Annotated in this window: 13 protein-coding genes and 1 riboswitch; of the genes, 12 read left to right on the top strand and 1 reads right to left on the bottom strand. The window is 28.7% G+C overall.

Annotated features, from left to right (window positions below; translation table 11 throughout):
- Positions 1-106: 106 nt before the first annotated feature.
- The 12 genes from Q0K19_RS13970 (at position 107) to thiM (ending at position 12,490) form a co-directional block, all read left to right on the top strand.
- Positions 107-1,147: an ABC transporter substrate-binding protein gene (locus Q0K19_RS13970; RefSeq protein ID WP_297249012.1), complete on the top strand. Its 1,041-nt coding sequence runs from the start codon at positions 107-109 to the stop codon at positions 1,145-1,147.
- A 25-nt stretch (positions 1,148-1,172) separates the two neighbouring features.
- A complete protein-coding gene (locus Q0K19_RS13965; protein ID WP_041177376.1) occupies positions 1,173-1,946 on the top strand; it encodes an ABC transporter permease in 774 nt (257 codons plus the stop codon).
- Complete coding sequence (locus Q0K19_RS13960; RefSeq protein ID WP_297249009.1) at positions 1,946-2,731, top strand: ABC transporter permease; 786 nt, start codon at positions 1,946-1,948, stop codon at positions 2,729-2,731. Before Q0K19_RS13965 ends, Q0K19_RS13960 begins: the two co-directional genes overlap by 1 nt.
- On the top strand, positions 2,707-3,483 hold the full coding sequence (locus tag Q0K19_RS13955; RefSeq protein ID WP_297249007.1) for an ABC transporter ATP-binding protein: 777 nt from the start codon (positions 2,707-2,709) through the stop codon (positions 3,481-3,483). Before Q0K19_RS13960 ends, Q0K19_RS13955 begins: the two co-directional genes overlap by 25 nt.
- A 22-nt stretch (positions 3,484-3,505) precedes the next feature.
- Positions 3,506-4,249 (top strand): ABC transporter ATP-binding protein, encoded by a 744-nt coding sequence (locus Q0K19_RS13950; RefSeq protein WP_297249006.1) that lies wholly within the window; start codon positions 3,506-3,508, stop codon positions 4,247-4,249.
- A gap of 6 nt (positions 4,250-4,255) precedes the next feature.
- On the top strand, positions 4,256-5,764 hold the full coding sequence (locus Q0K19_RS13945) for a sulfatase (RefSeq protein ID WP_297249004.1): 1,509 nt from the start codon (positions 4,256-4,258) through the stop codon (positions 5,762-5,764).
- 21 nt (positions 5,765-5,785) lie between these two features.
- Positions 5,786-7,129 carry a sulfatase-like hydrolase/transferase gene (locus tag Q0K19_RS13940; RefSeq protein WP_297249002.1) on the top strand — a complete coding sequence of 448 codons (1,344 nt, stop codon included), beginning with the start codon at positions 5,786-5,788 and terminating at the stop codon, positions 7,127-7,129.
- A gap of 81 nt (positions 7,130-7,210) precedes the next feature.
- Positions 7,211-8,134: a helix-turn-helix domain-containing protein gene (locus Q0K19_RS13935; RefSeq protein WP_297248999.1), complete on the top strand. Its 924-nt coding sequence runs from the start codon at positions 7,211-7,213 to the stop codon at positions 8,132-8,134.
- 53 nt (positions 8,135-8,187) lie between these two features.
- Complete coding sequence (locus Q0K19_RS13930; RefSeq protein ID WP_297248997.1) at positions 8,188-8,961, top strand: bifunctional 2-polyprenyl-6-hydroxyphenol methylase/3-demethylubiquinol 3-O-methyltransferase UbiG; 774 nt, start codon at positions 8,188-8,190, stop codon at positions 8,959-8,961.
- A 26-nt stretch (positions 8,962-8,987) separates the two neighbouring features.
- Positions 8,988-9,089, top strand: a riboswitch (TPP riboswitch).
- Positions 9,090-9,185: 96 nt separating this feature from the next.
- Positions 9,186-10,538 carry a YjiH family protein gene (locus Q0K19_RS13925; RefSeq protein ID WP_297248995.1) on the top strand — a complete coding sequence of 451 codons (1,353 nt, stop codon included), beginning with the start codon at positions 9,186-9,188 and terminating at the stop codon, positions 10,536-10,538.
- Positions 10,539-10,885: 347 nt separating this feature from the next.
- On the top strand, positions 10,886-11,677 hold the full coding sequence (locus Q0K19_RS13920) for a PhzF family phenazine biosynthesis isomerase (protein ID WP_297248993.1): 792 nt from the start codon (positions 10,886-10,888) through the stop codon (positions 11,675-11,677).
- 18 nt (positions 11,678-11,695) lie between these two features.
- Complete coding sequence (thiM, locus tag Q0K19_RS13915) at positions 11,696-12,490, top strand: hydroxyethylthiazole kinase (RefSeq protein ID WP_297248991.1); 795 nt, start codon at positions 11,696-11,698, stop codon at positions 12,488-12,490.
- 195 nt (positions 12,491-12,685) lie between these two features.
- On the opposite strand, the gene Q0K19_RS13910 is transcribed toward thiM, so the two are convergent.
- Complete coding sequence (locus Q0K19_RS13910) at positions 12,686-13,774, bottom strand: iron-containing alcohol dehydrogenase family protein (RefSeq protein WP_297248989.1); 1,089 nt, start codon at positions 13,772-13,774, stop codon at positions 12,686-12,688.
- Between the last annotated feature and the right edge of the window lie 778 nt (positions 13,775-14,552).

Below are 14,552 nucleotides of genomic sequence, written 5' to 3'. Positions count from 1 at the left end.
TTTTTATATTTATTTTATTTTTTTTTTATATATAAATATATATTTTATTTTTTTTTTTTTTTTTTTTTTTATAATGGAGCTAATGTATGATATTAAGGAGTAATATATGAAAAAATATATTCTTGCTTTGTTGTTGTTGTTTTCTTTTTTGATATCATGCGGTACAAAAACTGCATCTTCATCAAAAAAGATAAGGGTAGGTACTATGGTAAATACTGTTGCTTTGCCTATAGCTTATGCTTTAGAGAAAGGCATGTATTCTAATGAAGGTATTGAAATAGAAATACTTACTTTTGCAAGCGGTGCGCCAATAAATGAAGCTTTTGCAGCTGGTGAAATAGATATTGCTGCAAGCGGTTTGGCTTCAGTATTTGCATTAGCTCAAGGTAATGCAAAATGGATTGGTGAAGTTAATACTACAGGCGGTATGGGAATCTTTGTAAGAAAAGACAGCCCAATAGCTAAAGAAGTAGGAAAAGTTGCTGGAAACACTAATATTTTAGGTAGTGCTGAAACTGTAAAAGGTTTGAATATACTCGGACCTTTAGGAACTACTGCACAATTTAATGCTATAGGTTATGCTAAGAAATTCGGACTTAGCGGAACTGACATTAAAATGATACATATGGATAATGGTCCTGCTTATCAGGCATTCGTAGCAGGAGAGGGAGATGCTATAGCTGCTAGTCCTCCTCATTCTTTCCAAGCTAGAGAAGCAGGATATGTTTTGGCTGCTACTTTTGAAGATGCTACTGATGTTGTATCTATGGATGGTATATATGTAGGTAATAAATTCTTAGAAGATAGAAGAGATGAAGTAGTAAAATTCATTAGAGCAACTTATAAAGCTTCTGAAATACTTTCTGACTATAAAACAAGATATGATTTTGAAAAAGATTGGTTTGAAAGAAACGGAAGAGTTTATGATGACAAAACTTTAGATAATGATATTAATTATAAAGTTTATGTTACTCCGGCTATGATGCAGGAAGAAACTTATGTGTTTGGTGATGGTATGACAGGTACAGCAGAATTCTTCTATGAAGATAATAAAATATCTAAAGATACATTACCAAATGTTCAAAAATCCTATGATGTTTCTGTTATAAAAGAAGCATTAGGAATAGATGTGAAAGTTGATCAATAATTAAAATAAATAACTAGGGGGATACATGAAAAGTGTTAAATATACTTTAATATCGGTATTGTCAATATTTGTATTATTATTCGTGTGGTATTTAGTTACTGATGTGATGAAGATATTTACACCATCTCTGCTCCCTAGCCCCATAACGGTTATAAAGACTTTTATAGTAAAACTGTATGACAGTTCGCCCGATGGAGCTACTATGATAGAGCATATGGCTTCAAGCTTGCAGATAACTTTAATAGGTTATTTCTTAGGCTTAATCATAGGAATTCCATTGGGGATATTAATGGCTTGGTATAAGCCTGTAGATATGTTTGTAAGACCTCTTTTTGATTTGCTTCGTCCGATTCCTGGAATAGCTTGGATACCTCTTATGATAATATTTTTTGGTATAGGTATAATGTCCAAAGCTATGGTAATATTCTTATCTTCATTTATAGCATGCGTAGTTAATTCTTATAGCGGAATTAGACAAACCAAAGATGTTCATATTTGGGTTGGAAAAACTTCAGGTGCTTCTAATTGGCAATTATTATATATGATAGCTATACCAACTTCTATACCTATGATTTTAACAGGTGTTAGATCAGCATTAGGAGCTTCTTGGACTGCTTTGGTAGCTGCAGAATTATTAGCTTCTACTAAAGGACTTGGTTTTATGATACAGCAGTCAAGAGGTATGTATAGAACAGATATTATTATAGCTGGAATGATAGCTATAGGTATTATAGGGTCTATATTAACATATTTAATAAGTTTGATTGAAAAATTAATACTAAGAGGAGCAAAATGGTGATGAAAAGTAATAAATTTAAAGATGCATATTTATCATTTTTTGCTGCTGTAACATCTATTGTAGTTTTTATTATATTATGGCAGTTAGCAGTTTCTTTTAGTGATTTAGGTAAATTAATGCCTGGACCTTTTACTGTAATATATAATTTCTTCTATACATTAGTAAAACCTATTGGTAAATATTCTATTATAGGACATATAGCTTGGAGTTTGTCTAGGGTTTTAATAGCTTATGTTGCTGCTGCAATATTGGGCATCACTTTAGGCGTTTTAATGGGTTGGAATAGATATATTTGTGCTATATTTGATCCTATATATCAATTAATAAGACCTATACCTCCTATAGCTTGGATTCCAATAGCTATATTATGGTTCGGACTTGGAGAGCTTTCTAAATATTTTTTAATATTTTTAGCTGCTTTCAATACAATAACTTTGAATGCTTATTACGGAGCAAAAAGTGTTGATAAAACATTAATAGGTGCTTCAAAAATGCTTGGAGCTAATGAATTACAAACTTTATTTACTGTGGTATTGCCTTCATCTGTACCTGTAATATTTGCTGGTTTGCAGGTGGCAGTTTCTGTTAGCTGGGCTACTGTTGTTGGTGCTGAGATGGTGAGATCTTCTGAAGGAGCAGGTTGGGTTATAATTAATGGACAGGAAACTAATAATACTACACAGATATTAGTTGGTATAATGGCAATAGGTATAGTTGGATATATTTTGGCTATCATTATGAGAAAAGTAGAGGATAAATTATGCTCATGGAACAAGAATTCGTAAAAAACATGATAGAACTGAAAAATATTTCTAAAACTTTTGTTACTAAAAATGCTAATTTTGAAGTAATAAAATCATTGGATTTAAAAGTTAAAGAGAATGAATTTTTAGCTTTTTTTGGTCCCGGTCAATGCGGAAAGACTACGATTGTTAACATAATTGCCGGACTTGAAAAGCCTACATCCGGAGAGGTTATAGTTAATAATAAGCCTGTTAAAGGACCTGGTATAGATAGAGGTGTAGTATATCAGACTATATCTTTATTCCCATGGTATACAGTGATGGGCAATGTAGAGTATGGACCTAGAATCAGAGGCGTTGATAAAAAAACAAGAAGAGAAAAAGCACAATACTATATAGATTTGGTTGGACTTAAAGGTTTTGAAAATTCTTATCCTATTCAAATTTCAGGCGGTATGAAGCAGAGGGTTGGTATTGCAAGAGCGTATTGCAATGAACCTGCCGTTATGCTTATGGATGAACCTTTCGGAGCTTTGGATGCACAGACTAGGTATCTTATGCAGGAAGAGTTAATTAGAATATGGGAAAAAGAAAAAAGAACAATAGTATTCGTTACAAATAATGTAGAAGAGGCTATATATCTTGCTGACAGGATTATAGTTTTAAATGAATGTCCTACTTCTATAGATAAAGAGTATATTATTGATTTGCCAAGACCTAGAAGCTATGTAGATAGTAAGTTTTTAAGTTTAAGGAAAGAATTATCTGCATTAGTATCTGATAGAATAGTTTAATTATTATTAAGAGTTGTATTTTATGGAAAAAGAAATTAAAGTAAAAGTTAATAATTTAGTTAAAAAATTTGGTGATTTGCTTGTTTTAGATAATATTTCATTTAATGTTAATAAAGGTGATTTATTATGTGTCGTTGGACCTACAGGCTGCGGAAAAACTACTTTCTTGAATAGCTTAACTAAACTTTATGATATAACATCTGGTGAGATACTTATTGATGATGAACCTGTAAATTTGAAAAAACATAATATAGCATATATATTTCAAGAAAATTCAACTATGCCTTGGAGAAATGTTGAGGAGAATGTGGCATTTAGTCTTGATGTAAAAAAGATACCTAAAGAAGAAAAGAAAAGAAGGGTAGATGAATTTATTGATATAGTAGGGCTTAGTAAGTTTAGAAAATATTATCCTTATGAGTTATCAGCTAGTATGCTTCAAAGGGTTGTTATAGCTAGAGCTTTTGCTATGTATCCTGAGCTTTTGCTTATGGATGAGCCTTATGCCCAATTAGATATAGAATTAAGATATAAACTTGAAGATGAATTGGTAAAACTTTGGCAGAGAACTAAAACAACAGTTATATTTATCACTCATAATATAGAAGAAGCTGTTTATTTGGGTGAGAATATTATGGTTCTCACTAATAAGCCTACAAAAGTAAAAACAATAGTAGAAAATAATATGCCTAGACCTAGAGATATTGCAGATAAAGAATTTGTAAGACTTAGAAATTATGTAACAGATTTGATTAAATGGTGGTAGAATTATATGAAGTTTATAATGCTGATGTTTGATTCTCTTAATAAACATTTTTTAGAACCTTATGGCTGTACTTGGACTAAAACTCCGAACTTTCAAAGACTAGCAGATAAAGCAGTTACTTTTGATAATTGTTATGCCGGCAGTTTGCCTTGTATGCCAGCAAGAAGAGAACTTCATACAGCAAGATATAATTTTCTTCATAGAAGCTGGGGACCTTTAGAGCCGTTCGATGATTCCGCTGTAGAAATATTGAAAGAAAATGGAGTATATACACATTTGATAAGCGATCATCTTCATTATTGGGAAGATGGAGGAGCTACTTATCATAATAGATATAATAGCTGGGAAATAGTGAGAGGGCAGGAAGCTGATCATTGGAAGGCTATATTAAATTTCAAAGATTTACCTGAAAAATATTTAGGCAATATTAATAAACAAGATCAAATAAACAGAAAATATATGGAAGATGAAAAAGATCATCCTTTAAGCAAGATATTTCAATCAGCATTTGATTTCTTGGATAAGAATATAAATAATGATAATTGGTTTTTACAAATAGAATGTTTTGATCCGCATGAGCCGTATTTCACTTATGATAAGTATAAAGATAATTATGATTTTAATTATAGCGATTTATGCTTTGATTGGCCTAACTATTCAAAAGTAGAAGAAACTAATGATGAGATAGAGCATTGCAGATATATGTATGCTGCTTTATTATCTATGTGCGATAATTATCTTGGTAAGCTTTTAGATTATATTGATAATTCAAAAGAAGATATTATTTTGATAGTTAATACAGATCATGGTTTTTTATTAGGCGAGCATAATTGCTGGGGTAAGAATATTCATCAGCTATACAATGAAATATCAAATATACCATTATTCATATATGAATCCAAAAAACATAATGAAAAAAATATAAATAATAGAAGAAAAGCATTAGTTCAGACTATAGATTTACCTGTTACAATATTAGATTATTTTGGTATTGAAAAGACAAAGGATATGAAGGGTTTTTCTTTGAAAGAAACTATAGACAATGATAATGAAGTGAGAAAGTATGCTTTGTTTGGAATGCATGCCAATCAAATATGTATTACAGACGGAAGATATGTTCTTATGAAAGATTATGCTGTTAAGAAAGACAGATCTAATGAGGCAGAATTATATAATTACACTTTGATGCCTATGCATATGGTAAATTTCTTTAGCATAGATGAATTAAAAACTACTGAACTTCATGATGCTTTCAGCTTTACTAAAGGCTGTAAGGTTATGAAGATAAAATATTTAACTTTGCCTAAAAAAATGACTCTTATAGATGATTTGGATTGGGTATTATATGATTTGGAGAATGATCCTCATCAGGAAAATCCTATAAAAGATGATTCTATAAAAAATGAAATGATTAAGAATATGGTATTACTAATGATAGAAAATGAAGCTCCTATAGAGGAGTATATAAGATTAGGAATTTTAGAAGAATATAATAAATATAAAAATATGCATTAAATATTATGGAGGAATATAACTATGAAAAAAAATATTTTATTTGTTTTTTCAGATCAGCAGAGATGGGATACTATGGGCATATATGGTCAGGAATTGGATGTAACTCCTAATTTAGATAAATTAGGAAAAGAAGGCACTATTTTTGATAATGCATTTACATGTCAGCCTGTATGCGGTCCTGCTAGAGCATCTTTACAAACAGGGTTGTATTCTTCAAAGGCTGGAGTATTTGTTAATGCTATATCTTTGCCTGAAAATATCACTACAATAGCAAAATTATTGAATGACAATGGATATCAAACAGGATATGTTGGTAAATGGCATTTAGCTACTGACGGATTGGGAGGAGACAGTTCTAAAGAAGATTATATATTCAATCCTATACCGGAGAAAAAAAGAGGCGGATATAAAGATTATTGGGTAGCTTCTGATGTTCTTGAATTTACTTCTGACGGATTCAAAGGATATTTTTTTGATAAAGATATGAATAAAGTAGAGTTTGAAAAATATAGAGTTGATGCGGTTACTGATTATGCTTTAGATTTTTTGGATAAGAGAAGCAATGATAAGCCTTTCTTCTTATTTATATCGTATTTAGAGCCTCATCATCAAAACAATAAAAATAAATATGAAGGTCCTTTATATTCAAAAGAAAAGTTTGGAAATTGTAAGATTCCTGAAGATGTTAAAGCATTAGGATATGGAGATTCCAGAGAAAATTATGCTGATTATTTAGGAGCTTGTAATTCTATAGATTATAACTTCGGAAGAATAAGAGCAAAATTAGAAGAGAAAAATTTATTAGATGATACAGTTATAATATATACAAGCGATCATGGTTCTCATTTCAGAACTAGAAATAAAACTTTGCCTGAACATGGATATGATGATTATAAAAGAGCCTGTGAAGATGCTGCAATTCATGTTCCTCTTATCATAAAAGGCGATTCGTTTAATGGTTCAAAAAGAGAAGAAAAGATAGTAAGTTTAATAGATCTTCCTCCTACTATATTAAAGATTGCAGGTATTGAAAATGCCGATATGGATGGAAAAGCTATACAAAATATCATTGCAGATAATAATCATGAGAATATTGCATTCCTACAAATAAGTGAAAGTTTCGTGGGCAGAGCAATAAGAACTCCTGAATATACTTATGCTATTTATGATCCTAAGAAAAATCCTGCTGAAGATAAAGACAGTTTGAATTATCAAAGTTATATATTATATGATTTGAAAAAAGATCCTTTACAATTGAATAATGTTGTTAAAGATCCTTGTTATGCTGAAGTTCTAAATAAATTAAAGAGCATTATAAAAGATAAGATTAAAAAAATAGAATCTTTAGATGTAACTATTGATTAATTTATAAAAAAATTATTAATATAAACTTATAATTCATTATATTTTTTGTATATAGTATAAAGTTTTTTTATAGGATTGAAAATGAAAGATAATAAAAACTATTATACTATAATACCTTCAGCCGTAAGATACGATAAAAGATTAAAGCCGTTATCAAAACTCATTTACGGAGAGATAACGGCACTTACTAATGATAAAGGTTACTGCTGGGCTAATAATAATTACTTCGCTGAAATTTATTCTGTGAGCAAGGATACCATTTCAAGAGCTATAAGACAGTTAGAAGAATACAATTATATAAAATGCATTTATGATAAGAGCAAGCAGAATAATGAAAAAAGAAAAATATATTTAAATAAAAAATTAAGTATATCAAAAATGCCTATACGGTATAGTAAAAATTCTACAGACGGTATAGACAAAAAAGTCGAAGATAATAATAAAGATAATAACTTAAATAATAAAGAAAGTGAATCTGATAATAAAAAAGATAATATAAATAAAACAGATAAAAAAATAAATTCTCTCTCTAATAGTTTTGATTCATTTATTAATGAGCTTATTAATACTTTTAATTTTCTTACAGGAAGCAAAGCTAGTAAATTATATCAAGTACATTCTTTTAAAACTAAATACAAACAGGAAGAAATAAAATCAATTTTTGATGATAGGAAATTTGATTGGAAGGACTGTATTAATTTAGCTAAGAAAAAAGTTAAAGACAAAGATAATTTATCAGGTATATGGCTTGATTTTCTTAGTTATTTAAAAATTTACTTGATTAAAGGCGATAGAGAAAACACTATTAAAAGACATTACAGTAAAGAAGAATTGATAAAGAGAGAAGAGAAGCTTAAAGAAATAGAGCTAATTAAAATTCAAAAGGAACGAGAAGAAAAATTAAAATTGCTTGAAGAAGAAAAAAGACTAGGCTTTGATAAGATGACAGAAGATGAGATTATAGAGTTTACCAAAAAAAATTTGATGTTTTTGAAGCATGCTTGATTATATTTTTATTGAAACTATTATATAATAAAACTATAAAAGGATAATAGAATATGATTGAGAATAAATATAATGATGAAAAGTTTTTTAATAAATACAGCGAAATGGAAAGATCTAAATTTGGACTTAATGCTGCAGGTGAATGGGAGAGTTTAAAAAATATACTTCCTTCTTTTGAGAATAAAAATATTTTAGATTTAGGATGCGGTTATGGATGGCATTTGATTTATGCAATTGAAAATAAAGCTAATTTAGCGGTTGGTGCTGATATATCAGATAAAATGCTTGATGCGGCAAGAGAAAAAATTAAAAACATTAATAATATAAAATTGATACTATCTTCTATTGAAAGTATTGATGAAAATATAAAAAATGATGATGAATTAAAGAATATAAAATTTGATATAGTTTTAAGTTCTTTGGCTTTGCATTATATTGAAGATTTTGACAGAGCAGTAAAAACAGTAAAAGGACTTTTGAAAGATGATGGATATTTTGTATTTTCAGCAGAGCATCCAATATTTACAGCTTATGGCACTCAGGATTGGCTGTATAATGATAATGGTGAAATATTTTGTTTTCCTATTGATAATTATTTTTATGAGGGAAAAAGAAATACTAAGTTTTTAGGTGAAAGCGTTATTAAATATCATAGAACAATAACAACATATATTAATACTCTTATAAATAATGGCTTTATTATAGAGAATGTTATAGAGCCTATACCTTCAGAAAAAATGCTTAAAGAAAATAAAGAAATGCAAAATGAATTAAGACGCCCTATGATGATTATAATAAAATCTAAAAATATTGTTGATAGTAATTGAAATAATTTTATTTTGTTATATAATATATAAAAAATTAGGGGAGCTTAAAAGCTGAGAGTAAGTTTAATAACTTAGACCCTTATAACCTGTTGGATAATGCCAGTGTAGGGAAATATTTTATTATCGAATAAGTTTTCTAAAATTATTTTCTTTTTAATTCTTATACACTCATTATTTTCATTAAGGTTTCTCTAAAATATTAATTTATATTTAAGGAAATTTTTATGGATAATGTTTCAAATTCTGAAAGTGTTTTAAACAGTAATGATTTAGCTAATATTAAATTTAGTAAATCAATTTATTTAAAGTTTATCATACTTAGTTTTATTGGTATATTTATGCTATTTATACCAATTAAGATAGGCGATGTTAAATCTATACCAATAGATCATTTAGTTAATTTTATAAGAAAGATTCCTTTTGTAGATCCTTACTATGGTATATTGATAACTATGTTTGGAGGAATATATCCTTTTATAAATAAGTCTTGGAATAAAAATAAAACAGAAATAGTATTTTCATTTATCAAACTTACATCAATACCATTTATTATAATGGCATATTTTGGATTAGGACCTGCTGATTTTCATAAACCTAATATGCTTCTTTTTTCTTATAATCTGCTCACTCAAATAGCATTGATTAATAGTATAGGTTTTATATTCTTATCATTTTTGGTAGATTATGGGCTTATGTCATTTGCAGGTATATTTATGCGATGTATAATGAAGCCTATATGGAAAACTTCAGGAAGATCATCTTTAGATGCTATAGCTTCATTTGTAGGAAGTTATTCTATTGCTCTTTTAATGACAAGTAAAGTTTATAAGAAAGGTTTTTATTCTAAAAAAGAAGCCTGCATAATAGCTACAGGATTTTCTACAGTTTCAACTACTTTTATGATAGTTGTTGCTAAGATGTTCGGCGTTATAGATAAATGGAATATATATTTTTTTGGTACTATGTTAATAACATTTATAGTAACTGCTATAACTGTAAGACTTTATCCGTTAAGAAATAAACCTAGTGATGGATATATGGATAAAGAGGTTGTGGAAGAGCCTATATATAGAGGAGGAAATATTTTTAAACTGGCATTGAATGAAGCTGCTGAAGTTGCTAGTCATTCAGATAGTGTGTTAAATAGTGTTGTTAAGAATTTGAAAGAAGGACTTATTGTTTCTATTTCAGTAATGCCTAATTTTATGGCTATAACATTTATAGGGCTTTTAATAGTTAATTATACTCCTTTGTTTGATGTTATAAGCTATATATTTTTACCTGTTACTAAATTGTTAGGACTTGGAGATGAGGCTTATATAGTGGCAAAGGCTTGTTCTGTTACATTAGTTGAAATGTCATGTTCTTCAAGTATTGTAATGTATGCTAGTCAATTTGCTAAGTCTGTTGTTGCTGTGGTATGCGTTGCTGAGATTTTATATTTTGCTGCTCCTATACCTGTAATATTGGCTGTAGGAATACCTATAAAGATAAGAGATATGATGATAATATGGGTTGAGAGAATAATACTTTCATTGTTATTCGCTGTGCCTTTTGCATATTTCTTTCTTAGTTGATAATTAGTATATACTTAAACAACTATATTTTGTAATTTTTTTGTTGTTCTTTTTCTTGCGGAACCATACGAAGTACATCTTGCGAAGCAGGTGTCGGCAGGCGAAAGTGCAAGTATAAAATTAGTACTAAATAATACTAAAATTGTCTTACATGTAAAATAATTTATTACATTTAAGTTCAAATATAGCCTTTCGCGAAGCGTATCCGAGTTTATCGAGGATATAGCTTCTTTGTGGAAACAAAAGAAGTGGGGTATGGGGCAAAGCCCCAGATATAAAAACAAAAATATAAATTTATTTTTGACAAAATATAGTTGTTGAGGTATATAATAAGTGGGAGATTAATTATGAAATACTATATTATAGACTCTTTTGCTGATGAGGTTTTTAAAGGTAATCCTACAGCCGTTTGTATATTAGAAAAAAACATTTCTCATAAACTTATGCAAAATATTGCTATGGAGAATAATATTTCAGAAACTGTTTTCACTATAAAGAATGGAAATAATTATGATGTGTATTGGTTTACTCCGAAATGCGAAATAGATTTCTGCGGACATGCTGTGCTTGCTGTGGCTTATGCTATATTAAATTTTGCTGAAAAAGAATCTAATGAGGTGAGCTTGAATACTAAAGAGGGTATATTAACTATTAGAAAAAAAGATGATCTATATGAAATGGATACTCCTAATTATGATTTAAAGCCTATAGAAATTACATCTGATATAATAGAAGCAATAGGAGGAATAAAACCTTTAGAGGCTTATATAGGACGTGATATTGTATGCGTATTAGAAGATGAAAATCAGGTTATAAATGCAAAACCAAATTTAGAAATTATAAAGAAATTAGACGGACTTTTATTTCATATAACATCTGATGTAAAATATAAAGAAAATAATCAATATGACAGCATAACTAGAACTTTCGGTCCGAAATTGGACGCAGATGAAGTTGATGTATGCGGATCAGGGCATTGTCATATTATACCTTTGCTTTCAAAGAAATTGAATAAAGATTATTTTACTGCATTTCAGGCTTCACCAAGAACAGGAGTTTTATATTGCGATATTAAAAATAATAAATTAAAAATAGCCGGAAAGGCATGTTTATATTGTATTTCTGAGATTTTTATTTAAATTATAAGGAGTTATAAAATGAGTACATTACAAGAAGAAATATTTCAATCCATAACAAATATGAAGTCAAAATGTCCATTAGTTCATAATATTACTAATTTTGTAGTTATGCAAATTACAGCTAATGCTTTGCTTGCAGTTGGAGCTTCTCCTGTGATGACATTCGAGAAAGAAGAGTTTGAAGATATGCTCTCTATTGCTTCATCGCTTGTTGTTAATATTGGAACATTGACTAAAACTTCTATTGAGGCTATGCATAAAGCTTGCGAGATAGCAAATAAAAAAAATGTTCCTTTTGTACTTGATCCAGTAGGAGCAGGAGCTACAAAATTAAGAACTAAAACAGCTATTGATTTGATAAAAAATTATAATCCTAAAGTTGTTAGAGGAAATGCTTCTGAAATAATGGTGCTTGCAGGAGAGAGCATAAAAACTAAAGGAGTAGACAGCACAGCTAATGTTAATATGGCACTTGAAGCTGGTAAGCATTTAGCCAAAGAATATAATACGGTTGTAAGTATAAGCGGTGAAACTGATATTATAACAGACGGAAATAAAGTTTTATATGTTAGCGGAGGTTCTCCTTTAATGCCTGTTAATACTGGTATGGGTTGTACATCTACTGCTATAACAGGTGCTATGCTTGCGGTTGCTGAGCCTTTGATTGCCGCTTCTTCAGCTATGTGCATAATGGCTTCAGCTGGTGAAAAAGCTTCAAAGAAATGTGAAGGTCCTGCTAGTTTTGCTGTTGCTTTTATAGATGAGCTTTATAAACTTGATATTAATGATGCTGCCAATAGGGTAAGGGAATAAATATAAATAATAGTGGGAGTTTTTTGATTAAGCAATGGGCTTGAATATTTATTTAAGTTCATTGCTTTTTCTTTTATAATTTATTTTAGTATATATAAATATTTAGAAATTATCATTACTAATGCATGAATATTATTTAAACAATGGAATTAATAAAATAACTCCATTGTTTATTTTTTTATTTAGTATTTATTATTATTGTTTATTATTGAAATCTTCTAAATCGATTATAGCCTTTAATATCATTTCTTTATCAACTTTATACGGACTCATATTCAAATCTTTGCCAGCAAGAGCTATTTCTAAAGCATTATTAAGTTCTTCATCTTCTAAACTTGCTTTATTTATTCCTATATCTTTTAAGCATGTTGGAAGAGATATTGATTTATTAAATTTAAAAATATTTTCTCTTTCTTCAAATTGTTTATCCATAGTGAGAAGTAATAATATGCCGTAGGATACCAATTCACCATGAAGTAAATTGTCTCCTATTCTTTTTACTTTTGTAAGTCCATGATGCATGCCATGTGCTAAAGATATATGATGATCATCTTTTGCCATTACTGAAGTTAAGCCTGTTGTATATATTATATGAAGTATTACTCTATTTAAAACATCAGTTACTTTTTTATTTTGAAAATCGTTTATAGCTTCTGAGTAATGCTTTAATATATCATTAGAACAGTTTTTTATTATCTCTACTGCTAGGAAATTTTTATAATTTAAATTTTCATTTCTTGTTGAGAATAATGATTCATACTGTTTAGAAACAGCATTACCTATACCTGCCCTAAAATAATTTTCAGGTGAATTTAATATGATATCAGTATTTATAAAAGTATGCAAAGGAGGTCTTTTATCACTGAACATCTTTTTGAAACTTCCGTCATTATTATAAACTACAGAAAGACTAGTTACAGCGGCACAATTTGAAGCTAATGTTGGGAAAGTAAATATAGGCTTATTTATAGTATGTGCTAAAACTTTTGATGTATCTAATGCTTTTCCTCCTCCTACAGCGAATATCATATCAGCTTCCATTACTGCTTTCTTTTCTTTAAGAAAATCAACATTTTCAAAAGTGGACTTGTCGCCGTAATGGAACATTCCTGTTATTGTTATATCTTTTATATTATTTAATATTGATTCTATTGATGCCTGCATTGATTTTTTACCGGATATTATAACAGCTCTTTTTCCATAATTTGAACATACATCATATATATCTTTGTATGCATCGCTTCCTATACTAAAGTTAGGCAGAAATAAATTTTCTAAACTCATTTTTTTATCCTTTAATTAATATTATTTTTTTATTATTGTTTTTATTTTTTATTTTGTTTATATATTTATTATGTAAACACTTGAAACAAGTTTATTTTCAGAAATTAATTTTTAATATACCTAAACAAATATCTTTTGTCAAAAATAAATTTATATTTTTATTTTGATATCTGGGGCTTTGCCCCAGACCCTAGTTCTTTTATTGGTATAAGGCACAGCCCGCCTTCGGCGAGAACCAAAATAACTGCATTTTTGGCATAAAACTAGAGTATTATATTATATTTAATATATATTCTTAAAATATAAAGTTATAGCAATTGCGTTTTTTGCTACTTTTTTGTGCGACAAAAAAGTAGATAACATCTATATAAAGAGCATCAATTGACAAAGTTAAAAATTTTCAGTATATATTTACTATGTAAACACTTGAAACAAGTTTATTTTCAGAAATTAATTTTTAATAATCATACTTTTCTCCTTTAAAAAATTTTTATTTAAAATAAATTTAGTCCAAGCTTATATCAGCTATAAACTAAACGATTTTTATCCTGGCTTAAAAGATAGGTATTCAAGCAGTCTGTAATATTAGTTTTTTATAATGACTTTTAGATTATTAGATTAATAGTGCTTATTTGATGTTATAGATTTAAGAATAATATCTATAACATCAATCTATTTCAATTATTAATTATAATTATTTCAATACAGCACCAGTATTAGCAGACTGAACAAGTTTTCTATATCTTCCAAGCCAGCCTCTAATTTCTTCTAAAGGTTT

The sequence above is a fragment of the uncultured Brachyspira sp. genome (assembly GCF_944393015.1).
In the GTDB taxonomy this organism is placed as follows: domain Bacteria; phylum Spirochaetota; class Brachyspiria; order Brachyspirales; family Brachyspiraceae; genus Brachyspira.
The sequence above is the reverse complement of the archived record's forward strand: the minus strand, read 5'-3'. Positions and strand labels throughout refer to the sequence as shown.

Coding starts and splice junctions, on each gene's coding strand:
- Q0K19_RS13970 (WP_297249012.1), top strand. CDS start 107: ATGAAAAAATATATTCTTGCTTTGTTGTTGTTGTTTTCTTTTTTGATA.
- Q0K19_RS13965 (WP_041177376.1), top strand. CDS start 1,173: ATGAAAAGTGTTAAATATACTTTAATATCGGTATTGTCAATATTTGTA.
- Q0K19_RS13960 (WP_297249009.1), top strand. CDS start 1,946: ATGAAAAGTAATAAATTTAAAGATGCATATTTATCATTTTTTGCTGCT.
- Q0K19_RS13955 (WP_297249007.1), top strand. CDS start 2,707: ATGCTCATGGAACAAGAATTCGTAAAAAACATGATAGAACTGAAAAAT.
- Q0K19_RS13950 (WP_297249006.1), top strand. CDS start 3,506: ATGGAAAAAGAAATTAAAGTAAAAGTTAATAATTTAGTTAAAAAATTT.
- Q0K19_RS13945 (WP_297249004.1), top strand. CDS start 4,256: ATGAAGTTTATAATGCTGATGTTTGATTCTCTTAATAAACATTTTTTA.
- Q0K19_RS13940 (WP_297249002.1), top strand. CDS start 5,786: ATGAAAAAAAATATTTTATTTGTTTTTTCAGATCAGCAGAGATGGGAT.
- Q0K19_RS13935 (WP_297248999.1), top strand. CDS start 7,211: ATGAAAGATAATAAAAACTATTATACTATAATACCTTCAGCCGTAAGA.
- Q0K19_RS13930 (WP_297248997.1), top strand. CDS start 8,188: ATGATTGAGAATAAATATAATGATGAAAAGTTTTTTAATAAATACAGC.
- Q0K19_RS13925 (WP_297248995.1), top strand. CDS start 9,186: ATGGATAATGTTTCAAATTCTGAAAGTGTTTTAAACAGTAATGATTTA.
- Q0K19_RS13920 (WP_297248993.1), top strand. CDS start 10,886: ATGAAATACTATATTATAGACTCTTTTGCTGATGAGGTTTTTAAAGGT.
- thiM (WP_297248991.1), top strand. CDS start 11,696: ATGAGTACATTACAAGAAGAAATATTTCAATCCATAACAAATATGAAG.
- Q0K19_RS13910 (WP_297248989.1), bottom strand. CDS start 13,774: ATGAGTTTAGAAAATTTATTTCTGCCTAACTTTAGTATAGGAAGCGAT.